The organism is Nannocystis sp. (assembly GCF_016714285.1).
Taxonomy (GTDB): domain Bacteria; phylum Myxococcota_A; class Polyangia; order Nannocystales; family Nannocystaceae; genus Nannocystis.
Window position 1 is genome coordinate 205,135 of record NZ_JADJNN010000009.1, and the last position, 25,661, is coordinate 230,795.

General features: G+C 71.1%; 20 protein-coding genes. 9 read left to right on the plus strand and 11 right to left on the minus strand.

The genetic code is table 11. The features are described from left to right. Nucleotides 1–29: 29 nt before the first annotated feature. Complete coding sequence (locus IPJ59_RS17560) at nt 30–1,202, plus strand: hypothetical protein (protein WP_293257184.1); 1,173 nt, start codon at nt 30–32, stop codon at nt 1,200–1,202. 12 nt (nt 1,203–1,214) lie between these two features. Here the strand turns inward: IPJ59_RS17560 and IPJ59_RS17565 are convergent, their stop codons facing one another. Both IPJ59_RS17565 and IPJ59_RS17570 read right to left on the minus strand, forming a co-directional pair. Beyond that, nucleotides 1,215–1,883, minus strand: coding sequence for a hypothetical protein (locus tag IPJ59_RS17565; protein WP_293257181.1), 669 nt, complete (start codon nt 1,881–1,883; stop codon nt 1,215–1,217). 320 nt (nt 1,884–2,203) lie between these two features. Next, complete coding sequence (locus IPJ59_RS17570) at nt 2,204–2,998, minus strand: hypothetical protein (RefSeq protein WP_293257178.1); 795 nt, start codon at nt 2,996–2,998, stop codon at nt 2,204–2,206. 127 nt (nt 2,999–3,125) lie between these two features. Here IPJ59_RS17570 and IPJ59_RS17575 point away from each other — a divergent pair, with 127 nt between their 5' ends. Further along, entirely contained in the window at nt 3,126–4,214 is a 1,089-nt protein-coding gene (locus IPJ59_RS17575) for a hypothetical protein (protein ID WP_293272584.1), read from the plus strand. 22 nt (nt 4,215–4,236) lie between these two features. On the opposite strand, the gene IPJ59_RS17580 is transcribed toward IPJ59_RS17575, so the two are convergent. Beyond that, nucleotides 4,237–5,583: an MYXO-CTERM sorting domain-containing protein gene (locus IPJ59_RS17580; RefSeq protein ID WP_293257172.1), complete on the minus strand. Its 1,347-nt coding sequence runs from the start codon at nt 5,581–5,583 to the stop codon at nt 4,237–4,239. 227 nt (nt 5,584–5,810) lie between these two features. Here IPJ59_RS17580 and IPJ59_RS17585 point away from each other — a divergent pair, with 227 nt between their 5' ends. Both IPJ59_RS17585 and IPJ59_RS17590 read left to right on the plus strand, forming a co-directional pair. After that, complete coding sequence (locus tag IPJ59_RS17585; protein WP_293257169.1) at nt 5,811–6,812, plus strand: HupE/UreJ family protein; 1,002 nt, start codon at nt 5,811–5,813, stop codon at nt 6,810–6,812. A 141-nt stretch (nt 6,813–6,953) separates the two neighbouring features. Beyond that, nucleotides 6,954–7,229 (plus strand): hypothetical protein, encoded by a 276-nt coding sequence (locus IPJ59_RS17590; protein ID WP_293257166.1) that lies wholly within the window; start codon nt 6,954–6,956, stop codon nt 7,227–7,229. Here the strand turns inward: IPJ59_RS17590 and IPJ59_RS17595 are convergent. Beyond that, nucleotides 7,216–9,990 carry a cation-translocating P-type ATPase gene (locus IPJ59_RS17595; protein ID WP_293257163.1) on the minus strand — a complete coding sequence of 925 codons (2,775 nt, stop codon included), beginning with the start codon at nt 9,988–9,990 and terminating at the stop codon, nt 7,216–7,218. The genes IPJ59_RS17590 and IPJ59_RS17595 overlap by 14 nt on opposite strands. 117 nt (nt 9,991–10,107) lie before the next feature. Here IPJ59_RS17595 and IPJ59_RS17600 point away from each other — a divergent pair, with 117 nt between their 5' ends. Beyond that, nucleotides 10,108–12,915, plus strand: a complete 2,808-nt coding sequence (locus tag IPJ59_RS17600; protein WP_293272585.1) for a fatty acid cis/trans isomerase — start codon at nt 10,108–10,110, stop codon at nt 12,913–12,915. A 1,419-nt stretch (nt 12,916–14,334) separates the two neighbouring features. Continuing rightward, on the plus strand, nt 14,335–14,805 hold the full coding sequence (locus IPJ59_RS17605) for a transposase (RefSeq protein WP_293272586.1): 471 nt from the start codon (nt 14,335–14,337) through the stop codon (nt 14,803–14,805). Between the two features lie 1,084 nt (nt 14,806–15,889). Here the strand turns inward: IPJ59_RS17605 and IPJ59_RS17610 are convergent. Continuing rightward, on the minus strand, nt 15,890–17,146 hold the full coding sequence (locus IPJ59_RS17610) for a hypothetical protein (protein WP_293272587.1): 1,257 nt from the start codon (nt 17,144–17,146) through the stop codon (nt 15,890–15,892). Between IPJ59_RS17610 and IPJ59_RS17615 the strand changes: the two genes are divergently transcribed. Beyond that, nucleotides 17,145–18,923, plus strand: coding sequence for a RecQ family ATP-dependent DNA helicase (locus tag IPJ59_RS17615; RefSeq protein ID WP_293272588.1), 1,779 nt, complete (start codon nt 17,145–17,147; stop codon nt 18,921–18,923). The two genes, IPJ59_RS17610 and IPJ59_RS17615, sit on opposite strands and share 2 nt — an antisense overlap. 374 nt (nt 18,924–19,297) lie before the next feature. Here IPJ59_RS17615 and IPJ59_RS17620 read toward each other — a convergent pair whose 3' ends face one another. From IPJ59_RS17620 to IPJ59_RS17630, 3 genes are all read right to left on the minus strand, one after another. Further along, a complete protein-coding gene (locus IPJ59_RS17620) occupies nt 19,298–19,840 on the minus strand; it encodes a hypothetical protein (RefSeq protein WP_293272589.1) in 543 nt (180 codons plus the stop codon). Between the two features lie 35 nt (nt 19,841–19,875). Continuing rightward, entirely contained in the window at nt 19,876–20,196 is a 321-nt protein-coding gene (locus tag IPJ59_RS17625; protein ID WP_293272590.1) for a hypothetical protein, read from the minus strand. Between the two features lie 63 nt (nt 20,197–20,259). Beyond that, entirely contained in the window at nt 20,260–21,183 is a 924-nt protein-coding gene (locus IPJ59_RS17630) for a LysR family transcriptional regulator (protein ID WP_366524626.1), read from the minus strand. 73 nt (nt 21,184–21,256) lie between these two features. On the opposite strand from IPJ59_RS17630, the gene IPJ59_RS17635 reads away from it, so the two are divergent. Beyond that, nucleotides 21,257–22,003: an NAD(P)-dependent oxidoreductase gene (locus IPJ59_RS17635; protein ID WP_366524617.1), complete on the plus strand. Its 747-nt coding sequence runs from the start codon at nt 21,257–21,259 to the stop codon at nt 22,001–22,003. Between the two features lie 22 nt (nt 22,004–22,025). Here IPJ59_RS17635 and IPJ59_RS17640 read toward each other — a convergent pair whose 3' ends face one another. Together IPJ59_RS17640 and IPJ59_RS17645 are read right to left on the minus strand one after the other, a co-directional pair. After that, nucleotides 22,026–22,961, minus strand: a complete 936-nt coding sequence (locus IPJ59_RS17640) for an ABC transporter ATP-binding protein (RefSeq protein WP_293272592.1) — start codon at nt 22,959–22,961, stop codon at nt 22,026–22,028. A 5-nt stretch (nt 22,962–22,966) separates the two neighbouring features. Continuing rightward, on the minus strand, nt 22,967–23,845 hold the full coding sequence (locus IPJ59_RS17645; protein WP_293272593.1) for an ABC transporter permease: 879 nt from the start codon (nt 23,843–23,845) through the stop codon (nt 22,967–22,969). Between the two features lie 132 nt (nt 23,846–23,977). Between IPJ59_RS17645 and IPJ59_RS17650 the strand changes: the two genes are divergently transcribed. Then, nucleotides 23,978–25,369: an NAD(P)/FAD-dependent oxidoreductase gene (locus IPJ59_RS17650; protein ID WP_293272594.1), complete on the plus strand. Its 1,392-nt coding sequence runs from the start codon at nt 23,978–23,980 to the stop codon at nt 25,367–25,369. Between the two features lie 3 nt (nt 25,370–25,372). Here IPJ59_RS17650 and IPJ59_RS17655 read toward each other — a convergent pair whose 3' ends face one another. Next, nucleotides 25,373–25,573: a hypothetical protein gene (locus tag IPJ59_RS17655; RefSeq protein ID WP_293257129.1), complete on the minus strand. Its 201-nt coding sequence runs from the start codon at nt 25,571–25,573 to the stop codon at nt 25,373–25,375. Nucleotides 25,574–25,661: the final 88 nt, after the last annotated feature.

Here is a 25,661-nt window from a genome sequence, read left to right on the forward strand (position 1 = left end):
GCCGCGTCGCGGGCATGGACAATCGCGGCATGTTCTCGCGCGTTCGTCCGCAGATCCTCCCGCTCGCCCTCGTCGTCGCCTGCCACGGGGACACGGGAGACACCACCGGCACGGCGGGCCCGGGGACCACAGGGAGCACGATGCTCGCGCCCGCCAGCAGCGAGAGCGGCGAGCCCGGCGAATCGACGTCGACGTCCACCACGTCCACACCGACGACCACCGACGCGAGCACCGCCGAGACCACGGCCGAGCCGGCGAGCACCGGCGACGCGCTCCCGCTGTGCCCGCCCGACGTGACCTGCGTCGACAGCTTCCCCTTCAGCGACGAGCGCGACACCAGCATGGAGGGCAAGAGCTCGCTCACCGCCTACACCTGCGCCCCCGACACCGATGAATCTGGCCCGGAGATCGTCTATCGCGTGACCGTCCCGGAGGCGGGCTTTCTCAGCGCCGCCGTGTACGCCGAAGCCGACGCTGACATCGACGTGCACATCCTCTCGGCCCTCGACCCGGCGAGCTGCCTGAGCCGCGGGGACCGGCACGCCAGCGCCGACGTGCCCGCCGGCGATCACTGGATCGTGGCTGACACCTACGCCGTCGACGGCGTCCCGCTCTCCGGCGCGTTCCGCATCGACATCGGCTTCATCGTCCCCTCGCTCGGGCCCTGCGACATGGAGGTCGGCGAGATGCCGCGGGTCGGCGACGGCGGCGACCACCTGGCCATGCCCGCGACCGGCCCGATCGTCGGCGAGGCCCACCTCGTCACCCAGGACGAACCCAAGCCATATCCCACGACCGCCACCGAGGAGCTGCAGGAGCATTATGCGCTCTCGCAGTCGGTGACCGGCCTCGTGATGTACCGCGATCAGGTGTGGGCGCCGCTCGAGGGCGGCGGCTTCTATGGCGCCGGCATCGGCGATCCATCGCTGTTTCCGGCGCTGGACGAGGGCTGGTACGTCAATATGTACTGGACCGCCGCCGCCCGGCCCGAGCGCGGCACGCGGATGATCCTCCGCGACCCGAATGGCACCCGCGCCGTGGTGGTGGCCGCCGGCTACGAGACCGGGCCGGGCAATCTGGCGCACATCGGCGGGACGCCCGAGGAGTCGCACTTCTATCTCGGCACCCACCACCTCGACACCCTGCAGCTCGGCCTCGCCAGCGACCCGTCCCTGCCGCTCGGACCGCGCACCTGTCAGTGAGCTGCGGCCGGATCACGGGACATATTTGGCGGCGAGCATCCCGGCCATCGCGCGCGCGGCCGCGATCGGCGGTTGATCACAGAAGGTCGTCGAGGTGTCGTGGGTCACGCCGCCGAGATCGAGGAGCATCGATTCAAAGATGTCCGTCGGCGGATTACAGGCCGGGTCGGGGCCGTCGAGCAGGGTCACCAGCGCGGGATCTGCGAACACGGCGACCGCCGCCAGGAAGTCCTCCTCCGACACATCGGCCTCGACCACCGGGTTGCCAACTTCCCCGAAAGTCTCGACCCGCAGCTTGCGCGACGCGAGCAGCTCGACGAAGCCGTCGCAATCGGCGTTCGGCGCACATGGGCCCGCGGCCGACGACTGCTTGAAGCGCTCGAAGTCCCCGACATCGACCCCGGTCGTCCCATCGCCGGTCGAGCCGGCGCTCGTGCCTGTGTCCGCTGTCGCCGCGCTCGTCGAGCCCATGTCGCCGGTGGCCGCGGTGGTCGCGTCGCTCGCGCTGCTGGAGCTGCCCGTGCTCGCGCTGGTCGTCGGCGTGGTGGTCTCCGTCGCGGCCGTGGTCGACGGGCCCTGCGTCGTGTCGCCCGAGCCGCCGCTCGTGGCGTCGTCCGTGCCCGGACCGCAGGCGGAGACGAGGGTGAGCAGGAGCATGAAAGCCGGGCCGAAACGGAGCATGGCGCGACGCTACGGGGCCTGGCCGCCGCGTGTCAACGCCGGTAGCAAGGCCAGGCGCCCGCAAGGGTCCACGGGGCCGAACCCGTGGCCACGCCGCCAGCGTGCCACCGTCGCCGAAATTCCGGTTCCTCCGGCAAATTTGTGGGCAGCATAGCTGCCTGATGGGCCATGTTGCGGTGTAAGGGGTCAGCAGAATCGGTGTGGGAAGGCGGGCTCCGGGAGGTTGCCCAGGCCGTGGTAGAGGGCGGTGGTGGTCAGGAGTCCGTGGTGCTCGCAAACCTCGACCACCCCGCGATTGCCCGGCATGGGTGAGCCGCCGCTCACCAGCCGCAGCACTCGAGCGAGAAGGCCTGGAGCACGTCCTGACCCTGGGCGCAGATGTCCATCGCCGGGCACATCTTGACGTTCACGTCGTCCTCGAAGCAGCGACAGCCCTGCTTGCCGCACACGATCTCGTGCTTGTAGTCGGGGCAGGTCTCGCCGAGCGAGCACATCCCCATGCCCGCCCCGCCGGTGGGCTCGCACGCCCCGCCGCCGCCGCACAGCATGTCCTGCGCGGCGAGCTCCTTGGCGCAGAAGTCCGGGTTGTTGAGGTCGTCGCAGGTCCCGCCGGCGATGCAGTTGATGAAGGCGAGCGTCGCATCCACACACTCCTGCGGGGCGTCGGGCGCGGGCGTGGTGTCCTCGATGCACGAGGCGGTGCACTCGCCAGGTGGGGGGGCGTTCGGGTCGCACTTTCCGAGCGTCGTGCAGGCCTCGGCGCAGGCCTCGGGGATGCCGCCGCCGCCGCCGGTCGTGGTGTCCGTGGTCGTGTCGGGCGGGATGGTCGTGACGCCGGTCGTGGTGGCGTCGGCCGTGGTGGCGTCGGCCGTGGTGGCGTCGCTCGTCTCGCCGGGCGCGGTCGTCGTCCCGCTGTTGCTGTCGCTGTTGCTCCCGCCCTCGGTCGGGCTCGAGGTCGGGTTGGTCTGCGCGGTCGTCCCCGAGTCCGAGGTGTCCGAGCCGGCCTCGGTCGCCGCGCCGGTGGAGGCGCCGCCCGTGCTCTCGGACTTGTCGTCGCCGCAGGCGCTCAGCGGAAGCAGGGCCGCGAGCATGTAAGAGATATTGCGAAGGTTCATGCTCCCGGACATATACCCGCGCGCCGGCGCTGTAAACCCTGCAAGCGAGGAGACGACCAACCCCGGGCGGCGCTCGCCCGCGATACAGGGCCTGGTTCGCGTACGTCCCGCGTGCGAGCATCCTGCGATGAAGGACGCGTGGGAGCACGACGGCGACGACGAGACCGCGGTCGACGAGGCCTGCGCGCGGCTCGGGTGGCCCAGACAATGGCTGGCCGTCGACGGCCACGAGCACACGATCATCGCTGGCGCCGTCGATGCGCGGCGTGTCGTCTGGGTCGAGCGTCGCTTTCGCGGCGATCCCACCTGGGACGAGGTCGAATACACGCTGTGGGTCGCCGTCGACGGGGCGCTCGCGCTGGCGTGGACCGTCGAGACCTATAATCCGTACTTCGGCTGTGAGGTCGGCTTTCTGCGCCTCGGCGCCGACGAGGTCGTGGTGGTCTATCGCGAGAAGCACCGGACGATCGTCGCGTCGCTGGGCCTCGCTGGCGGTGCGACGATGCGCGCGCTCGCCGATCGCTGGCGGGTCGTCGGTGACGAGCTGCTGTGGGAGAGCAGGGTGTCGCGCGGCCTGGTCGAGCGTGTGCGACTGCCCGACCTCGCGTGGGGTCTGCCGCTGCCCGGCGGGCTGTGCGACGCGCTGCTCGTGGCCGGCACGCCGCTGCCCTGTCCCGGGCCGCACGCCAGCAGCGACCCGGCGACGATGCAGTCCGCGATCGTTCGCCGCCTGTTCGGCGCCGACCCGCCCGCGCCGCTCGCGGGCCTGGTGGTCGGCGCGCTGGCCCACCGCTTCTGGGACGCTGTGCCCGTCTGCGGCGCTCGCTACGAGTCGCTGACCATCGGCCCGGGCGAGTGGAACCAGCTCGGCTGGTTGCCCTTTCACTGGCACCATACATTGGGCCCCGCGGAGGCCGAGGCGCTGGTCGCCGCGCTCGTCGAGCTCGCCGCGCGTCCGCCCACAGAGCCCGACGCCGACCTGCACGGGTGGCGCGTCGAGCTCGCGTGTCGCCACGTCGCCGAGCGCTGCACCGAGCTGGCCGCGGTCTGCCGCGCCGGACGCCTGCCGGAGGGCGTGTCCTGTTATTTCTGGGTCGAATGGTCGCAGGCGGGCTTCGCCGCGGGCGAGCGCGGGCGCTTCCCCGCCGACCTGTGGCGCGTGTGGGAGTCGCTGCGGCCGCACGCGGAGCGCCTGCGGGCGCTCACCGGGCGTTGACGATCTTCGATCACGCTCCCACTCAAACTTCGCGGCGCCGGCGACGAGCTGTCCCGAGGGCCAGGAGGCCGAGCAGCGCCGGCACCTCGCCCCCACGCGGGTCGCCGCGGCAGCCGCAGCCCTCCGCGACGTCGGCGAAGCCGGGCCCCTGGCAGTGCGGGTTTGGCTTCGCGCGGGCGAAGGCGCCGGCGAACAGGTCGCCGAAGCCGCCCGGCGGCGGCACCTCGGCGGTCCACGCGAGGTCGACATCGCTGTGCAAGTTAGCGACGCGGGCGGCGATGCTGCCGGTGTAGCTGCGCGCCCCGCTGCTCGGGTTGGTGAAGCACCACGCCGACTCGTCCTCGGCTGCGGCGCTGTCGACCAGGGCGATATAGTCGTAGTTGCAATCCTCACGGTAATACGGGATCGGCGACAGCGGGAAGCTGCCGTCCAGGACCTCCCATTCGGCGCGCGCCCCGTAGACCAGGTCGCCCTCGCCGTCGCGGACCACCGCCCGCGCGCCGATCGGCATGCGCGAGCCGTCGTCGGGGTTGCGGCCGTAGCCCACCACGATCTCGAGCTCCGCCAGCGCCGCCGACGGCACGCCGACGACCCGTCCGAGCGAGACCACCGCGTCCTCGAGGGTGAGGGTGAGGGCCGCCTCGCTGCCCGCCGGGACCCGCAGGAACAGCGTCGCTCGCTCGCCGAGCTCGACCTCCGGGGCCGCCCCGCGCAGCGTATCGACCGTGATCGCGGCCCCCTCGGCCGGCCAGGCCACCCGGCGATCGTCGACCCGCAGATCGATCAGCAGGTGCACGGGCTGGTCGGCGGCGAGCTTCAGCAATTCAGCGTCCGCGGCCGGCTCGAGCCCGGTCGGGAACTCACCTGTCTCTGCGGACAGGTACTTGCGGGACATCGTGTCGAGGTACGAGACCAGGCGGCCGCGCAGCGCCGGCGCGGCCGCCGAGCGCAGCGCGAGCTGCTCCGGCGGGAACACGCCAGGGACGGCGCAGGGCTGCGGCTCGAAGCGCCACAGCACCTCGCCCTCGCCCTCCAGCACCAGGCAGGCGCCGTCGGCCTGGGCCGGGCCATCGACGCTGGCGCGGTAGCACGCGGCCAGCACCTCCGCGTCCGGGGCCGCCCCGCACAGCATCTCGTCGCAGGCGATCTCGGGGCACCAGCGCGTCCCGGCCAGCAGCGCCTCCTGCTCCTGCATGCCAGGGCCGCCTGGATGCTCGCAGGGGTCGAATTGCAGCGCCGCGGTGCTGAAGCTCCAGCGCCCGCTGCTGCTCACATACGATCCGTCGCCGTCGCCGTCGCTGCAGTCCTCCGGGCAGCCGCCCGCGAGCGCGAGCAGGAGCAGACAGCAGTCGCGGCGCCGGACGGCCATGCCGCATTGTACGCGATTCGGGTACCATCCCGGCCACGGCGCAGAGAATGTCCCATCATGCAGGTCCCAGCCGACGCTCCGCAATGGCGATGTCCCTCAGGACTGGCCTCAGGATTGGCCTCAGGATTGGTCTCAGGACTGGTCTCACGTTTGGCCTCACGTTTGGCCTGACCTGCCTCGCGTGGACCCCGGTCGCGCAGGCCCACGAGGTCGGCCTGTCTCGCGGCGTGTACACCGTGCACGGGCGCGAGGTGACCGGGGAGCTGACCTTCGCTCGCGCCGAGCTGCTCGGCCTGGTGCCCGCGCTCGACGTCGACGAGGACGGCGCCCTCACCGACGCCGAGCTGTCCTCCGGGACAGGTGCGCTGCAGCCGGTCGCCGCCGGTGTGGTGCTCGTGGGCGACGATCGGCCCTGCGCTGGTGAGCTCATCGACGCGGCGCTGACCGAGGAGGACGGCGCGCGCATGCGGATGCGCTTCACCTGTCCGGGTGAGCCGCGGCGCCTGGCCGTGAGCCTGCCCGTGCTCGAGCAGCTGAAGCCCGGGCACCGCCACCTCGCCCAGCTCGCGCGGGTCGACGGCGAGGTGTTCGCCGATCTCGTGCTGCACCGCCGCGCCGCCACGGCGAGCGCCGAAGTTCCGGTCGACGCGATGGCCCCGGTGGCCCGGCCCGCCCCGTCGGTCCGCGCCTACTTCGAGATCGGCGTCGAGCACATTCTCATCGGCACCGACCACCTCGTGTTCCTGCTCGGCCTGGTGGTGGTCGGCGGCCGCCTGCGATCGCTGATCGCGGTCGTCACCGCCTTCACGATCGGGCACTCGCTGAGCCTCGCGCTGGCCACTCTCGGCGTGTGGCGCCCCGACCCGGGTTTCGTCGAGCCGGCGATCGCCCTCTCGATCGCCTACGTCGGCGTCGAGAACTTCCTGGTCGCCGACGCGGCCGGGCGCTGGCGGATCACCCTGCCTTTCGGCTTCATCCACGGCTTCGGCTTCGCCGGGGTGCTCGCCGAGATCGGCGTGCCGGACGGGTCCGTCGGGGCCGCGCTGCTGCTGTTCAACCTCGGCGTCGAGGCCGGGCAGCTGCTGGTCCTCGCGCTCGTGCTGCCGCTGCTGGCCTGGCTCGGCGCGCGACCGGCGTACCAGCGCGCCCGCGGCCCGCGCTGGATCTCCGCGGCGATCGTCGTCGCCGGGTTGTTCTGGTTCATCCAGCGCGTCGGCTTCGCCCAGTAGCCCGTTCCCGAGGCGTCGGGGGTCCACTCGCGGCCACCTCGCTCGCTCAGCCGCGGTGCGCGTCCGGCGGCGACTTGCGCCTGCAGCGATCGCGGCCATGGTCCTGCGAGCCGCGGCGATGGGCCGCGACCGGAGAATCTCATGACGAATCCCAAGAACAATGTTGCCGAGAACGCAGAGCACCTCAAGAACCAGGTGCAGGAGAAGGCCGAGAAGGTCGGTCACGTCGCCAAGGAGACCGCGCACAAGGTCGGCCACGCCGCGTCCGAGGCCGTGCACAAGGGCGAGCACGCCATGTCCGACGCCGCTGACAAGGCGCGTGAGCTCGCGGGTCGGGCCGCCGACAAGGTCCACGACGGGCTTCACAGCGCCGGCGACGCGCTGAAGCACGCGGGCGACAAGATCAAGAACTCCTGAGCCGCCGGCTGCGGGCGCGCTGGCCGAGCTTGACCAGCTCGACCACGCCGACCGGCGCCAGCGAGAGGCCGAGCACCACCCCCCAATCCGCGACGGTGAGCGGGGTGGTGTGTAATACCGCCTGCAGGATCGGCACATAGACGGCCGCGACCTGGAGCAGCAGGCAGGTGGCGATCGCCGCCCACAGCCAGCCGTTTGTCAGCAGTCTCGCGGTGAACGCCGAGCCGTGCTGCGAGCGGGCGTTGAAGGTGTGAAACACCTGGACCAGCGCCAGGGTCATGAAGCCCATGGTGCTCGCGTGGCGCAGACCCGGGCCCGCCGCGCCGTACCAGCGCATCCCGAGCGCGAACACCAGCAGCGTGACGCCGGCGAGCAGGGCCCCTTGCCAGGCGATCAGGCCGACGAAGCGCGGCGTCACCAGCGGCTCCCGCGGGTCGCGCGGCGGTCGTCGCATCGCGTCCGGGTTCGACGGCTCGAGGGCCAGCGCCATCGCCGGGAACACGTCGGTGATCATGTTGAGCCACAGGATCTGCAGCGCCGCCAGCGGCAGCGGCCAGCCGATCATGAGCGCGGTGAACACCACCAGGATCTCGGCCAGGTTGCACGAGAACAGGTAATGGACGAAGCGCAGGATGTTGGCATAGACCACCCGCCCCTGCTCGACCGCGCCGATGATCGTGCCGAGGTTATCATCGGTGATCACCATGGCCGCCGCCTCCTTGGCGACCTGTGTGCCCTTGATCCCCATCGCCACGCCGATGTCGGCCTGCTTCAGCGCCGGGGCGTCGTTGACCCCGTCGCCGGTCATCGCCACCACCTCGCCCCCGGCCTGCAGCGCCTCGACGATCCGCAGCTTGTGCTCCGGCGAGACGCGGGCGAACACCCCGGCCTCGGCCGCGATCGCCTGCCAGCCCTTCGCGTCCAGGCCTTGCAGCTCGCGGTCGTGCACGGTCCGCAGCGGGCGGCCCTGCGGATCGCGGTCCAGGCCGAGCTGGCGGCCGATCTCGGCGGCCGTCGCCTCCTGGTCGCCGGTGATCATCACCATGCGAATGCCAGCGCGCCGGCAGGTCTCGATCGCTACCTTGGCCTCGTCGCGCAGCGGGTCGATCATGCCGACCAGGCCGACGAAGACCAGCCCGCCCGTCAGCTCCTCCGCGCGGTAATCTCCCGGGAGCTCCTTGTACGCCAATGCGAGCACCCGCAGCGCCTGCCCGGCCAGCGCGAGGTTGTCCGCCAGCACCTGCCGCCGGAGCTCGGGCGTCATGGGTCGCACGCCGTCCGCGGCGAATACCGCGATGCTGGCGTCGAGCACCACGGCCGGGGCGCCCTTGATATGCGCGATCGCCGTCCCGTCGGGCCCGCGGTGGATCGTCACCATCCGCTTCGCCTCGCTGCTAAATGGCAGCTCGCTGATCCGGGGCAGCTCGCGCGCCAGCTCGTGCTTGCTCATGCCGGCCTTGGCGGCCGCGACCAGCAGGGCACCCTCCGTCGGGTCGCCCAGGACGGCGGGCGCGGCCCCGCTGAGGTCGAGCGTGGCGTCGGAGCACAGCGCGCCGGCGCGGAGGGCCAGCGCCAGCTGCGGGTCGGCGCGGGCGTCGATGATATGCCCGCCCTCGGTGAATTCTCCGACTGTGGCATAACCCGTGCCCGACACCTCGATGCGGCGGGGGCCGAGCTGCAGGGCCCGCACCGTCATCTCGTCCCGCGTCAGGGTGCCGGTCTTATCGGTGCACAGGACGGTGGTCGAGCCGAGCGTCTCGACGGCGGGCAGGCGGCGGACCAGCGCGCCGATCGTCGCCATTCGTTGCATGCCGAGCGCCAGCGTCATGGTTGCGACGGCGGGCAGGCCCTCGGGTACGGCCGCGATCGCCAGCGAGATGCCGACCTCCAGCATGTAGAGGAAGCCGTTGCCGCGCAGCCAGCCCGCCAGCACGATCACCGCGCAGAGCACGAGGACGACCCCGATCAGCGCGTGGCCGAGCTGCGCCAGCTTGCGCTCGAGCGGGGTCTTGCCCCCGCCAGCGGCGTCGAGCAGGCTCCCGATCCGTCCGACCTCGGTGCGCATGCCGGTGGTCGTCACGATCATTCGCCCGCGCCCGTGGGTGACCGCGGTGCCGAGATAGGCCATGTTGCGGCGGTCGCCGAGCGGGGCGTCGGCGTCGGCGACGGAATCGACGGTCTTGCTGACCGCGAGCGACTCTCCCGTCAACGCCGCCTCCGCCACCTGCAACGATACGCTCTCGACCACGCGCCCGTCGGCGGGCACCCGCGAGCCGGCGGCGATGAGCACGACGTCGCCGGGCACCAGCGCGGCCGCCGGGAGCTCGTGCTGCAGCCCGTCGCGCACGACGTGGGCCGTCGGCACGGACTGCCGCTGCAGGGCGCTGAGCGCCTGCTCGGCCTTCCATTCGGTGAGGAAGCCGACCGCCGCGTTCACGAGGATGACGACCAGCACCGCCACGCCCTCGATGTGCTCGCCGAGCACGAAGGCGAGGACGGTGGCCGCGACCAGCAGGGCCACGATCAGGCTCTTGAATTGATCGACGAGGATCGCCGCGAGCGAGCGCCCCTTCGCCGCGGCCAGGATGTTCGCGCCGTACTGCTCGCGTCGCTTCGCGGCCTCGATCTCGGTCAGGCCGCTCGCGGGGTCGGTCGCCAGGGCCTGGGCGATTTGCTCGGCCGACTGCAGGTGCCAGACCAGGGCCGCTGCGCCCGTGATGCTCGCGGGTTGGTCCGGATCGAGCTCGGCGCGCCTGGACATGCCGGGGACTTATACCGCGGCGGTGGCGGCGGCAATCGCTCATTCGCGCCGAACGATCTGCGTCCCTCGCGCCCGCTCGCCCTGTTTCGTGTCTCGATGTGTCATTGTCGCCGTCCGATGCGTCTCCTCGCCCGTTCGCTGGTCCTCGGCCTCGTCGTGAGCTCGGTCGGCCTGGTCGGCTGCTCCGCCTACCAGCAGCTGCGCCTCGACCGCCGCCACGGCGACGAGCGCGTGCGCGACCGGGTGGCCCTGCGCCTGCCCGCCGGTGCGATCGACTACGCCGCCGAGGTGCGACCGATCCTCGAGGCGCGCTGCGTCGTCTGCCACGCCTGCTACGACGCCCCCTGTCAGCTCAAGCTCGGCTCGTCCGAGGGCATCGATCGCGGCGCCAGCAAGGAACGCGTCTATGACGCGAGGCGCCTGTTTCAGGCCGACCTCACCCGGCTCTTCGAGGACGCGCAGACCACCGCGGCCTGGCGCAGCAAGAAATTTCATCCCGTGCTCAACGAGCGCGCGCAGACCCGCAGCGTCAACCGCGACGCCGGCCTGCTCCACCGTTTGCTCGAGCTCAAGCGCGACAACCCGGTCACGCCGGGGACCCTGCTCCCCGACGATGTCGACCTCCGCCTGCGCCACGACGAGCAGTGCCCGACCATCGCGCAGCTGCGTCGCCACGCCCGCAAGCACCCCGACTGGGGCATGCCCTACGGCCTCCCGGGCCTGAGCCCGCGCGAGCACGAGATCGTCACGCGTTGGCTCGCGGAGGGGGCCCTGCACGTCCCGCCGCCCCCGCTGGCGCAGCCGCTCGTCGCCGAGGTGGCGGCCTGGGAGGCCTTCCTGAACCAGGATTCGTTCAAGGCCCGGCTAGCGAGTCGCTATATCTACGAGCACCTGTTCCTCGCGCACCTGTACTTCGGCGACGGCGAGGTCACCACGGCGCCGGTCTACTTCGATCTGGTCCGCTCGCGCACGCCGCCGGGCCAGCCGATCGATCGAATCGCGACCCGCCGCCCTTACGACGATCCCGGCGTCGCCCGGCCCTACTATCGCCTCCAGCCGGTGCGCGAGGCGATCGTCGCCAAGCTCCACCTGCCGTACCGCCTCGACGCCGCGCGCATGCAGCGGTGGCAGGCCCTGTTCCACGACGCCGACTACACGGTCGGCGCTCCCCGGCTACGCGCCGGAGGTCGCCTCGAACCCATTCGTCGCATTCCGGGCGATCCGGTGCCCTCGCGCTATCGCTTCATGCTCGACGAGTCCGAGTTCACGATGATGGGATTCATCAAGGGCGCGGTGTGCCGCGGGCCGATCGCGCTAAACGTGATCGACGACCAATTCTGGGTGTTCTTCGTCGACCCAGACGCGAAGACGCAATTGCACGACGCCGAATTCCTCTACCGCCACGCCGAGTCGCTGCGCCTGCCCGCCGAGGCCAGCTCGAACGCGCCGCCGCTGGTCACCTGGATCCGTCAATCGCGCAATGAGAAGGCCTACGCCGCCGCCAGGGGCCGGGCGCTGCGCGAGGACCTCGCCGGCAGCGGCAAGGTCACCCTCGACCTGCTGTGGGCCGGCGACGGCCACAACCCCAACGCGGCGCTCACGGTGTTTCGCCACTTCGACAGCGCCTCGGTCGTCAAGGGCATGGTCGGCGAAGGGCCGAAGACCGTGTGGGTGCTCGGCTATCCGCTGCTCGAGCGGATCCACTATCTACTGGTGGCCGGCTTCGATGTCTACGGCAACGTCGGCCACCAGATGGCGACCCGCGCGTACATGGACTTCCTGCGGATGGAGGCGGAGTTCACCTTCCTGACCCCTTCTGCCGGCGAAGCTGCGCGGGCCGCCGAGCGGCAATCTTGGTACCGCGACACCCGCGAGCGAGCCTATCGAGATATCGTCGACGAGCTGTCCGCCGTCAAGGTCGACAGCGCGATCCCCTTCACGAGCGACGAACCCAAGCAAGAGCTATATCGAATGTTATCGAAGCACCTCGCGGCCGTCCGCGACGACAGCCGCGGCCTCGGCGACCCGAGGATCCCGGGGGAGGTGGTCACATCGTTGCGCGCGCTGGCGACGGTCCGCGGGGTCACGGCGGGCTGGCTCCCGCAGACGGCCTTCCTGTACCTCCCGGACGCGCCAGCCGGCGCCGAGGTGTTCACGATCCTCCGCAACGACGGCCACACCAACATCGCCTCGCCCTTCGGCGAGCACGAGCGGCGGGCCCCGGACGAGGACACCCTGACCGTCGTACGCGGGTTGATCGGCACCTACCCCAACGCGTTCTACGTGGTCGAGCGCGCCCGCCTGGATGAGTTCGTCGCCCAGGTCGCGGCGCTGCGCAGCGCCGCCGACTACGCGGCGCTGCAGGTCGGCTTCGGCGTGCGCCGGACCGACGCCGACTTCTGGCCCACGAGCGATCGCCTGGTCGAGCTCTACCGCCGCGATCGGCCGGTCGAGGCCGGGCCCTCGCTCTCGGCCGCTACGAGAATCGCTGATCGGGCCGCCGGGCCCGGCCCGCCGCGGCAGCGTGCACGGGCAGCTTCGCCCACCGACGCCCCGAAGCCACCGGTCGCATGCGCCTGGTATCCTCGCCCGGGTGACAACTACGCCCGGTCGGCCCGCACCTCGTTGCCTCCTCGCTGCTCGCGGCGTGTTCGGGTGGCGACGACGGCGGATCGACGACGGCTGTCCCGGCAACCACATCGTCCTCGTCCGGCGTTTCCGGACGAGCGCCGCGAGCGACGCGTCCAGTGTCCCCTCGTCGACGGCCGCGGACAGCGGCGAGGGCACGGCTGGGGTCACCAGCGGCGCCAGCTCGCCGACGACGGGCGACGCGACGGGCGACGCGAGCAGCAGCGGCAGCAGCGGCGACCCGCCCCCCGGCCGATCCACGCATGCAGGCGCTCGTCACCTACGCCCCGCGGGTGAGGGCCGCACCCGACGAGGCATATTTCCCGTCCTCCGTCGAGTTCGCGTTCCCCCTTCATGACGCGCTTTCCCCGACGGCGACGGCGCCCACTGATCCGTAGCACGGAGGCCCTGACAGCCCGTCGGACACGCTGCCCTTCTTCGCTGGCGACCCCGCCGGCGCGCCGGTGTACGCCTATTACGCCGACAAGGGCAGCGCGATCGTCGACCTCGTGTACCTTCTTCTATTACCCCACAACCGCGGCAAGTCGAGGTCGACACCATCTGGGGCAACCACGTCGGCGACTGGGAGCACATCACCGTCCGCCTGGTGCGCCAGCCGGACGACACCTCACGCCGCAGTAGGTTCACCGGCCCACAGCTTCGGCGGCGCCTACGATCAGCCGAGCTCGAGCGTCGAGGGGACGCACCCGGTGGTCTACTCGGCGTGGGGCTCGCACGGGTGTGGAGCGCCCCGGCGACCACTGTACATGACGATCGGCGAGGAGGTGCTCGGGGTCTGCGTCACGATCGTCTGCACGGACCTGACCGATGAGACAGCCGCGGGGATCGCCTGGGACACCTGGAAGAATGTCGCAGGCTTCGACTCCGTGGCCCAGGAGGGGCTGGACGGCGCGAGCTGGCCAGTGTGGATGAGCGACGACTCACCGACCCCCGGCGCCGACCCGGTATCGGTGCCCGGGGGCGGGCCGATCTTTCGCTGGGGTAACGAGGAGGACTGCTCGACCCTCGGCGTCGATATCAGCGACCTGATCGGCGTGTGCCGCCTGAGGACGGACCGACTGGCCCGGTCTCGAAGGACGTGGGGCCGACGCTGCAGTGAGCTGGGCGGCCGCTCGTACTTCGGTTGTGCGGACGACGTCGCACGGGCCGGCGCGCCGCTGCGGTCCGCCGTGAACGCGGACGACTGTCCGACGGGCCGGCGCGGTCCGGCTTGGCGCCTGCGGAGGCCCGGCTTGCCGGATGTCCGGAAGAGGCCTCGCCCTCAAACACGGCCTGACACACCGTCGCCGGGGTGATTCCCGGGTCTACGCCGGACTCGGTCGAGGCCTCTTCCGGCCCTCCGGCAAGCGAAGCCTCCGCTCAAGGACGGTGCGGTCGGCGTGGCCGAGAAGCCGGACCGCACCAGCCCTGGGGGCGCGCCATGGTGTCGGTGCCCAGGGACACGGGCGCCCGAGCGCTGGTGCCCTGCGCCATGCATGAGCCATGTCCCGCAGAGCCGTGCCCCACGATGTCCGTCGGATCGCGCTGCGACCGCTCGCACGGTTCGGCGTGTGTCGCAAGGGACATGCCCATTCGGCCAGGTCCCCCAGTCTCAGCAAAGTTGTCGCCTTGACCGATAAACCACAGGAGGGGCGAGACAAGAACCAGCAGAGATGATCCAGTGGAACCAACCGACGCCAACAACCCGAGTTCGAGGTGATCCTCGACGAGGCGATTGAGCCAGTGCGGCGAGCCCGGCGAAGCCGGCGACGACGGTCCTCGGATCATCCCGAGGGGATCGTCAAGGTCGACGTCGACAGCTACCCTGGGCGCGACCTGCGTGAGGATCCCGGTCGGAGCGTCGGCGTGACGACGATAACCCGGAGGCACCATACTGCCGAATTCCAGGCGAACGCGGTGCGAAGGCTGAACAATCCCGGCCAATCGGTGCAGGAACTCGCCGACGAGCTCAAGGTGACGCGGTCCCTGTTATACCGTTGGCGGCGCGCAGCCAGCACCAAGGAAGGTCCCTGCCGAAGAAGAAGCCCCACCCATGAACGAGCCCGCCCGAGGTCGCCCCAGGACTGGACGACCGAGCAAAAGCTGACGGTGGTGCTCGACGCCCAGGGGCGGCTGAGGGGAGTTGGGCGGCTTCGCGTCAGCGAGGGCTGTACAGCGCGACGCTGAGCGACTGGTGCGAGACGGTGCTGCGCGGGGCCAAGGCCGAGCTGGCGGACGCAGCGACAGCAGCCTGGCGGGGGCCCGGGAGGCCCAGGGGATCCGTGAGCTCGAGCGCGAGCTGGCCCGGAAGGACAAGGCGTTGGCGGAGGCGGCCGCATTGCTGGTACTCCAAAAAATTCCGGAGCCCTAGGGGGCCGAGGAAGACGACACGGAGCCGAAGAACGGACGCCGATCCTGGCCCCTGAAGAGGCCACGGCCGCGGGAGCGAGGTTCCGGGCCGCAGCAGGTGCGGGCTGACCGAGCGAACGGTGCAGCGCTGGGCCACCCAGGGCGGGCGCGACCCCTCGCGGCCCCGGACGCCGCGCAAAAGCTGTCCGCAGCCGAAGAGCAGCGCGTGCCCGAGGTCGCGCAACCGCCAGCACGACAAGCGCCCGACAGACGTCCCGACCCCCGACCGCAAGTACACGCCCCCGAACGGCCCACCGCGTCAGCGAAGTACGGCCCCAGCACCACCGGGCCCGCCGCCGCCCGAGCCGTCCAGCCCCACGGCCACCGGCAGGCTTCGGACACACGCCGCGTACGTCCGCGGGGTCTACTTACCCGTACGGGTCGCGATACGAGCCCCGCATCGTCGGCGGGCGCCGTAGACGCTGAACTGGTGAACCGCGGCGGCGCTCATCGAAAGTTGGTGCCGACAATCCGGCGTGATAATCTCCCTGGCTCTCGCACAACGGCGCCGCCAGCGAAGAGCGCCCCGCCCGGCCGAATGGAAGCGAGCGCGGATCCACCCCCAGCCGCCCGCGTCAGCAACGACAATCCCTTGCTCAGGGCCGCTGCGGTCCGGCCTCGGCGACGCCGACCGTACCGTCCTTCAGCGGAGGCCTCCCGTGCCGGAGGGCCGGAGGGCCTTTCGACCGAGTCCGGCGTAGACCCGGATACTGCCCCGGCGACGGCGTGTCAGGCCGTGTTTGAGGGCGAAAGGCCCTCCGGACATCCGGCTTCTCGAGGATACGCGGGCGCCCAGCCGGACCGCATCGGCCCGTGCGACGTCGTCCGCGCCACCGATCGTTCATACCCTCGTATCATGGCACTAACGATTGAAGGGCCGCTCCTGAATCCAGCGAAACTCGCGTGAGGTGAGCAGCGGCGGCTCGTCCTGCCGCTCCAGGATCGCCACCGTCCACCCGGCCTCGAAGCTGCCGGCGAGGCGAAACTCGCCGCTGTCGAGCAACGGATAGAACATAGAGAATGAGGTGTCCTCGCCGATGCGCTGCCACACCATGCGCCGCCCGTCCTCCTGGATCTTCAGCTTGAAGCGCTCGCTGCTGCCGTCGGCCCGCTGGATCGCGCCGATGCCGATCTCGTTGATGCCGACCCGCACCCACCGCACCGCATCGGGGAGCTCGGTCACGCCGTCGCGGCTGAAGGACACGACGCGAAATACCCCGTGCAGCGGCCCTGGCTGCGCCAGTCGACCCTTGCTCATGAGATAGCGCCCGCCGACCACGATCCCGCTGATCGAGACGATGAGATAGAGCCCGATCTTGCTGAGCCTCGCCGCCCACCACCAGCCGCGGCGAGCGATCGGGTGGGGATCGATCGCCCGCGGCACGACCGGGCGGTTGTGCCATAGCAGGTCGACGAGGCGGCCGAGGTCGGGCGCCACGATGAACAGCGCGATCACCAGCAGATGCGCGGAGAACAGCTTGACCGGGACGCCGTAGCAGAAGTTGAGGGCCACGACGTTGCTCATCGCCAGGAGCGAGAGGAGCCCGCCGAGCAGCCAGGTGCGGCGCCAGAACAGCAGCGATCCGCTGACCACCTCGACGAGCCCGGTCAACATCTGATAGCCGGCGCTCGCCCCCATGAAGGTCCACAGCAGCCCCATCGGCGACGAATCGCCATAAGGCACGATCACTCGATCGGGCCCGGGGATCGGCATCTGGGTCGGGATCAGCTTGTTCCACCCGTAGACCAGCAGGTACGAGCCGAGGTACAGGCACATGTAGGCCCGCGAACGGTCGAGCACGCGGCTGGAGCGCGCGCGGGTGCCTGCGAGCCGCGGCCACACCAGCGCGACGACCACCGCGACCACCGCGATACACAGCGCGGAGACATAGTAATACATCGCATCGCCGCTGCCGCTGTTTCGCGGGACCGCCGAGGCGCCCAGCACTTCGCGACCGACCCACTCGACCACGACCAGCCAGGGCCGACGCGCCTCGATCATCCAGCCGTCGACGACCGGGATGAGGTGGAGCGGGAAGGGGACCGTGGAGAGCAGGAGATACGCGACGAAGCATCGCCGGGCGAGGGCCATGACGCGCGATCCGATCGAAGCCTGCATGGATCTCTCGCATGAATACCAGATCTTTCACCGCCGCGGATCCGCGTTTTGGTGGTACCACTCGCGCGTGCAGTTCACCGCCGCCGACATCGACCGCGAGCTCGCCGAGCGCTTCGGCTTCACGGGCTTTCGTGCGGGCCAGCGCGAGAGCGTCGAGACCTTGCTGGCCGGCGGCAGCCTGCTGTGCATCCAGCCCACGGGTTATGGCAAGAGCCTGCTGTATCAGCTCCCGGCCGCGCTGCTCGGCGGCATCACCCTGGTCGTGTCGCCGCTGCTGGCGCTGATGCGCGACCAGCTCGGCCACCTCAACGACCGCTTCGGGCTGCCGGCGGGCAGCATCAACAGCGACCAGAGCGACGAGGAGAACGCGGCCGCCCGCGCGGCCGCGGCCGCGGGCGAGCTGCGCCTGCTGTTCGTCTCGCCGGAGCACCTCGACCACGTCGAGCGCTTCGCCGCCCTCGCCGCGCTGCCGGTGCGCCTGGTCGTCGTCGACGAGGCCCACTGCATCTCGACCTGGGGTCACGACTTTCGCCCGGCCTACCGCCAGATCGTCCACTTGCTGCGCGCGCTGCAGGAGCGCCACCCGCAGCTGCGCGTGCTCGGCCTGACCGCGACCGCCGATGAGCGGGTCGAGGCCGACATCCGCGACCAGCTGCAAGGGCCCGGCGGGCCGCCGCTGCAGGTCCATCGCAGCGGCATGGACCGGCCGAACATCGCCCTCGCGGTGGTCGGCCTGTCGGGCATGGCCCGCAAGCTGGCCTACCTCGCGCAGCTGGTCCCGCGCCTGCCCGCGCCCGGGCTGCTGTACTGCGCGACGCGCGAGCACACCGAGCTGGTCGCCGAATATCTGCGTAGTTGTGGCCTGGCGGCGGCGGCTTATCACGCCGGCCTCGAGCCCGAGCACAAGCGCGAGCTGCAGGCCGACTTCCTCGCCGGTCGCCACCCGGCGATCGCCTCGACCAACGCGCTCGGCATGGGCATCGACAAGTCGGACCTGCGATATGTGGTCCACGTCGACGTGCCCGGCTCGGTGACCGCGTATTATCAGGAGGTCGGCCGCGCCGGCCGCGACGGCGAGCCGGCGCGCGGGATCTTGCTGTTCGACCCGGACGACAGCAAGATCCAGGAGCACTTCATCGATTCGGCCCAGCCGCACGCCCAGGACTTCGTCGACATGCTCGCGGCGATCCGCGACGCGGGCGAGCCGCTCGGGCTCACTGCCCTCAAGGTGCGCACGGGCCTGCACCCGACCCGCGTCACGGTGGTGGTCGCTGAATTGGTCGAACAGGGTTATCTGCGCAAGCGCAGCAGCGGCGGCAAGCAGGTCTACGAGCTCACCGGCAAGACCGAGCCGCCCGAGCTGGCCCGCTACCGCAATCAACAGGAGGTCCGCACCCGCGAGCTCGGGGCCATGCTCGCGTACGGCCGGCTCGAGACCGACTGCCTGATGGCGACCCTGCGCCGGGCCCTCGGCGACCGCGAGGCCGCGGCCTGCGGGCGCTGCTCGCTGTGCAAGCAGCAGCGATCGTCGGTGGATATCGCGGCGGCGGTCGAGCACGCCCAGGCCTGGCTCGCCGCGCGGCCGTCACCGATCGCCGCGAGCGCGCGGCCCGAGATGGCGGGGGGCCTCGCGCTGCTCGACGCCGAACTGGGCGGCGAGCTGTACCGCGGCCTGTTCGCCAGCCGCGAGACGGACGCCCGCTGGCGCCGACCCTCGCCGAGCTGCTGCGTCGGCAGGTCCTCGCGCTCGGCCAGCGCTTCGCGTTTTGTGGCGTGACGGCCGCGCCGAGCCGCGATTGGCGGCAGCGCGGCGAGGCCCTGGCGATCGCCGCCGAGGCCCTCGGAGTGCCAGCATTGCCCGATCTGCTGATCTGGGCGGACGAGCCGGGGTCGCGGCAGGACGAGCTGCGCAACAACGATCAACGGCGCGACAACGTCGACGGCAAGATGGGCCTCGGCGCGTCCGAGCGGCCCCGCGGGGATATCCTGCTGCTCGACGATTTCATCGGCTCGGGCGCGACGCTGCGCGAGGCCGGCCGGGTGCTGCGCAAGGCCAAAGCACTCCGGCGCGATCGTTCCGCTGACGCTCGCGCGCGTGCGCTGGAAGCTCGGCGCGCCCGGCCGGGTGCGCTGAGGCATGCGGCGGGCCGATCACGATTGGCCGAAGAAGCCGATGGCGCAGTCCTTGAACGGCTCGGCGCGCTGGCCCTCGCGCAGGCACACGAAGCGCTCGACCGGCGTCGCCATGGCGGCGCAGCCCTCGAAGTAGGCGACGGACTCCAGCTCGAGGTGCACCGCGGGCCACACCTCATAATCCGGCTCACGCGTCAGGCGCCCCCAGCGAAACGCCGTGCCGTCGCCCGGGAGCGAGAAGAACAGCTCCTGATGCGAGCCCGGGATGCCCTCGACGGTCCACGACACCTTGCCCACCCCGGCGCCCTGGATCGCCGCCAATGTGCAATCGATCGCCCCGGCGCTGTCGGTGGTCAAGCTCTCCAGCGGGCAGTCGTAGAGCGGCAGATCCTCGCTGCATTGCACCGCGATCGGGGCGCACAGCGGCTCGGGCTCGCAGAGGTTGTCGGACGCCCCCTGCGAGAAACAGTTGCAGTTCGGAGAGTCCTCGTCGCCGCCACACGCGAGCCCGCACAGGGCCCCGAATGCGAGCGCGATGAGGGAGATGCGGGCGAGGGGCATGCCACGCAGGTGTATCACGCCGACCGCCCCGTCCGTCACTCGTCGAGGGTGCGGAGGCGGTCGAGCAGGCCCTCCAGGTACCACTCGATCTCGACGTTGCCGGGGCGCATGAGCGGGGGCGGGTCGGGGCCGAGGAGGGTGCGGGCGTGGGTGCGGGCGGCCGCGTCGAAGGGGCGGGTGTGCAGGAGGCGCTCGAGCTCGTCGCGGGCGCCCGGGGCCGGGCTCGCGTGGGTGAGGAGCTCGGCGACGACGCGCTCGCGCGGGTAGCTCGCGGACACGGCGCGGTTGGCCTGCTCGAGCTCCGCGAAGGTCGGGGTGAGCTGGAAGGAGTCGAACAGGCGGCGCAGGAGTCCCACAGGTGGGGTTTCTAGCACGGGCCTGGCGCAGCGGGCGATATCTGGGCACGTCTGCGCGGCGAATCATGGTCCGCGTCGGCGGCCGTCCGCGCGCCCGGGCGTGCGCCCAAGCCCCTCGGCGAGCAGGTCGAACACGACCCGGATGCGCCGGCTCGTGTGCATCTCCCGATGGGTCGCCAGCCACACTGGCACCGGGATCGTCGGTAGCTTCGGCAGCACCCGGCGGACCCGCGGCTCGGCGTCGCCGACCTCGTCCATGACGATGCAAATACCGAGGCCCTGTTTGGCCAGCTCCCATTGCACGAGGTGATTGTCGGTGATGATCGGGAAGTTCTTGGCGCTGAGCTCCAGACCCATCGCGCGCAGGTGCGTGATCATCATGGGCGTGCGGTCGAAGCCGAAGAAGTCCGCGCGCGAGAGATCCGCTGGCGACCTCGGGTTGCCGATCTGCTCGAGATAGGCCGGGCTGGCGTAGAGCCGGGCGTGACGGTCCGCGATCTTCCTGGCGATCAGCTCCGGCTGGGTCGGCGTGAAGTTGCGGACGGCGATGTCGGCCTCGCGGCGTCGCAGGTCGCGCGCGGTGTTCGAAACGAGGATCTCGATCTCGATCCCCGGGTGCGATCGGCGGATGCGAGCGATGATCGGCGGCAGGATGTACGCCGAGATCAGATCGCTGGCGGTGATGCAGACCGTGCCGTCGATCGAGAGCGACTTGCCGGCGGCGCTCAGCGAGACGCGCGTGGCCGCCTCACCCATCGCCCGCAGATGCTCGAGCAGATCGAGCCCCGCGCTGGTCACTGCGATCGTGCCGCCGATCCGCTCGAAGAGCGTGACACCGAGCTCCTCCTCCAGCGCCGCGACCTGGCGCCCGATCGTCGGCTGCGCGATGCCCAGCGCCCGACCCGCGGCCGAGAACGATCCCTCCTCGGCGGTCACCAGGAAGGCCCGCGCGCGGTTCCAGTCGAAGCGTATCGCCTTCCACTCCATGCACAGACGCATACCACGGATGCAGAAACCGGGGTTGTCCATTCGTTTCCGAAGACGCTTACTTCCCGGCGCGATGCCCAAGAATCCAACCAGCTCCACACCCAGCGCCACCCAGGAAGCCACCGACAGCCCACCGCCGCGGAGGGTCTGTATCGTCGGGGCCTCCGGGAAGCTGGGCCAGTATATGGTCCAGCACGCGCTCGACCGCGGCTATGAGGTCGTCGCCGTGTGCCGCGCGGTGAGCGTGGCGAAGCTCGACCGCTTTCAGGGGCGCATCACCGTGCTGCCGGGGCCGACCAACGACCGCGACCTCATCCAGCGCGCCGTCGCCGGCTGCGACGGCGTGCTCACGGTCCTGGCCCCCATGGGCGTCCACCAGTACGCCTCGACCACGGCGCAGGCGGTCCTCGACTTCGCCCCCGAACACGCCCGCCTGGTCTTCTCGTGCGGCTGGCACATCACGCGCGACGGTCTGGATGTCTACTCGCGCCTGTTCCTCCTCGTCGTGAGGGTCATCAGCTGGCTCGCCCGGGTGCTGCGTTACGCGGAGCTCGACGACCAGGTCCTCGCATGCCAGCGAATCTTCGCCAGCTCGCGGCTGTGGACCGTGGTGCGCGGCAGCGACCTCGAAGAGGGGGCGAGCCAGGGCCTGCCCGTGTGGAGCCGTCACGTCGGCGATCCGGTCCTGCGCAGCAACCGGACCCGGCGTGTGGACTTTGCCCTGTTCATGGTCGACGCATTGACCAACCCGGCGCTCATCCACGAGGCGCCGGCGATCGTCGGTTGCAAGACCGCCTCGGCGCTCGCCCACGCCGCGTGAGCCGCCGGCATCGGCCGGCGAGTCACGCCCCCGCGGGCGGGCTTTGCTCGAGATATCGTTGCTCGAGCGAGCGCCCCTTGCCGAGCGCCGAGATTCTGGCGCCGCCGGCCAGGAGTTCGCGCAGCACCTCGGCGATCACGTCCTCGGCGACGCGGTCCGGGGTGGGCTGGAAGCGGACCCGCAGGGTGCGTTTGGCGGGGTCCCAGGTGACGCTGAGGGCGGTCACGCGGGCGCGCAGTTGGTCGATCGGCTCGGGGCCGGGGGCGAGCAGGACGTGGATCTCGGCGTCCTTCGCGGTCAGCTCGGCGACCGCGCCGGACTCGATCGTGAGGCCCTTCTCCATGAATGCGGCCTCGTCGCAGATGGCCTCGAGCTCCTGGAGATTGTGCGACGATACGACGATCGTCCGGGCGCCGCGCTGGCTGCGGATCAGCTCGCGCAGGTCGTGGGCGTGGCGCGGGTCGAGGCCGGCGGTCGGCTCGTCGAGGAGGATGAGCTCGGGCTCGCCGAGGAAGGCCTGGGCCACGCCGACGCGTTTGACCTGACCGTGCGAGAGGGCGCCGGCGCGGCGCTCGGCGAGCTCGCCGAGGTCGACCAGGGCGAGCACCCGCGCCGCCTCCTGCTGCGCCAGCGCGAGGTCCATGCCCTGGAGGCGGCCGAGGAATACGAGGTGTTCGCGTACGCTGATATCGCGGCCGAGCACGGCGTCCTGCGGCAGCGCGCCGAGGCGGCCCTTGAATCGCGTGACATCGGCGGGGCCGCCTAAGATCTCCACGCGGCCGCCGTCGGGCCGGAGGAAGCCGCAGCACAGCCCGAACAGGGTGGTCTTGCCGGCGCCGTTGGGGCCGATGAGGGCGAAGATCGATCCGCGGCTGACCTTGAGGTCGGCGCCGCGCAATGCCTGCACGTTGCCGAAGCGCTTGTGGACCTTATCGAGGACGATCGCCGATTCGGACATGGGGCTCACAGGTCGCGGTGGCGAAAGCGGAGGAAGCCGAGCGCGGTGTAGGCGACACACAGGCCGAGGCAGCCGGCGACGGCGATCGTTTGATCGAGGATACCGGGCTGGAACAGGCCCGGTTTCCAGTACCAGGGCGACAGCACGGCGAGCCAGGCCCACACCCCGGATTGCAGCGAGAGCAGCCACACCGCGAACAGCAGGCCGACCGAGACGGCGCGGGCCGCCCCCGGGCCGCGGCACAATTGCGAGGCGAGCGAGACGACGCCGAGGAAGCCGAGCGCGCACACGACGGTGATCGGCCAGGTGGAGAGCAGCGCGGTGACGGTGGCGACGAGGGCGAAGTTTGGCAGGTAGATCGCGCCGATGATCACGACGGGTACCATGCCGAGCCCGGCGACGCCGGCGACCAGGGCGGCCTGGCCGAGCAGCTTGCCGGTGACGTAAGCGCCGCGGGTGGTCCGCAGCGCGGCGTAGCGGATCGTCCGCTGGTGGAGGTCGCCGGCGACCTGGTCGTAGCTGGTCAGGGCGATGAACCACGGCAAGAACGCGAGCGAGGTCCAGGCGAAGATCAGCACCATCGCCGGATAGCTCGCGAGGTGGTCGGCGAGGACCGCGTCGCCGCCAGAGAAGAACAGGAGCATCGCGTGGTAGCCCTCGTTCTGCATCACGCTGGCCGCCGCCGCCCCGTCGGACCCGGCCATGCTGTCGATCCGCGTGCCGAGCTCGCGGACGACCTGCACGTAGATGCCGCTCGCGGCGCAGGCGATCAGCAGATACAGCAGCACCAGCACCAGCGCCCGCCGCGTGCGCAGCGACTCGCGCAGATCAAAGCCGGCGACCAATGCGGCGTCACGCACGAAGCTGGGGGGCGAGCCGGTCACGGGCCGCGACTGTAACACGGCCTCGCGCCCGCGCCGTGACGCGGGCCGGCCAAACGATCGCGCCCCTGCCCGTGAGGCGACGCGTGCCTGCCCGCGCAATCGCCGGGTCGCCCGCTGTCACCTGTCGCCGTGATGAGCAAACGATCCGAGACAGTCTCACGCCGCGCGGTGGTCATGGGTGCGAGCATCGCCGGGCTGGTGGCTGCCCGCGTCCTCGCGGATCACTTCGACGAGGTCATCCTGGTCGAGCGGGACCGCCTGCCCACCGGCGCCGAGAGCCGCAAGGGCGCGCCGCAGGGGCAGCACCTGCACGCGCTGCTGCAACGCGGCGAGCAGCTGTTCGAGCAGCTGTTCCCGGGCATCGGCGCGACGCTGATCGGCGGCGGTGGCATCCGCGTCGACTTCAGCCGCGACCTCGCGTGGCACCACTTCGGCGCCTGGAAGGCCCGCTTCACCAGCGGCGTGGACATGCTGGCGATGACGCGTCCCTTCTTCGAGGCCGAGGTCCGCCGCCGGGTGCTGGCGCTGCCGCAGGTGCGTTGCCTCGACGATCACGACATTCTCGGCCTGCTCGCCAGCGCCGACCGCACGCGGGTCACGGGCGTGCAGCTGCGGCCGCGACACGCGGATGGGGTCGAGCGCTCGCTGTCCGCCGATCTCGTGGTCGACGCGACCGGCCGCGGCTCGGCCACGCCGAAGTGGCTGGAGGCCCTCGGCTACGCGCCGCCCGCGGAGGAGCTCGTGACCGTCCACGTCGGCTACGCGACGCGGACCTTTCGCCGCGCCCTGCCCTCGACCTTGCCGTGGAAGGCGCTCTACATCCTCGGCGCCGGCGCGAATGAGCGGCGTGTCGGGGCGATGTTCCCGATCGAGGGCGACCGCTGGATCGTCGTGCTGGCCGGCATGCTGCGCGACTATCCGCCGGCCGAGCTCCCGGCATTCCTCGAGTTCGCGCGGGGCCTCCCGGTCGATGACCTGCACCGCGCGCTCGTTGGCATGCAGCCGCTCGACGACGGCGCGACCTATCGTTTCCCCGCCAATCTCCGGCACCGCTATGAGCGCATGCCGCGGCGCCCCGAAGGACTGGTGGCTCTCGGCGACGCGCTCTGCAGCTTCAATCCGATCTACGGGCAGGGCATGACGACGGCGGCCCTGGTCGCGCTGGAGCTCGGCGCCTGCCTCGGCGAGCGCGGCCTCGCCGACCTGCCCGCCCGCTTCTTTCGCCGCGCCGCCCGGGTCATCGACGTGCCGTGGGCGATGTCGACGCTCGAGGATTTCCGCTGCCCCGAGGTCACCGGCGCCCGTCCTCCGGGCTTTGCGATGATCGCTGGATTGCTCGGCAGGGTCCACCGCGCGAGCTGCCGCGACCAGGATGTCGCGCTGCACTTTCTCCGGGCCATGCATATGGTCGGATCGCCGGCGACGCTGCTGCGGCCCGATATCCTGGCAAGGGCGCTGCTGCGGGGCGGGGCGCACACGCCCGCGCCGGCGCTCGCGGTGCACGATCCAGTGCCCGCAGCGTAACGTTCACGGCGAGGTATGACGAAACGTGTAGGGGCGCCCGGGGTACGCGCGATCGGAGCCTCGCAGCCACTCACCGAGCCGCTCTCGGATCTGGGCCTCGGTCTCGTCGGGGTGCTTGCGCCGGAAGTTCTGCAGCATGAGGTCACTTCCCGCCTCGAAGAGGTCGAAGGCGAGGCGAAGCCTGCGGGCGACGGGCGAGTCCACGGCGGCAAGATAGCGTGCGGGCACGGACACGTCACGTGTTGAGTGCGCGCGCGGCAGGCGTCCGCCCGGCGCAGCGGCGTTCGGGGTA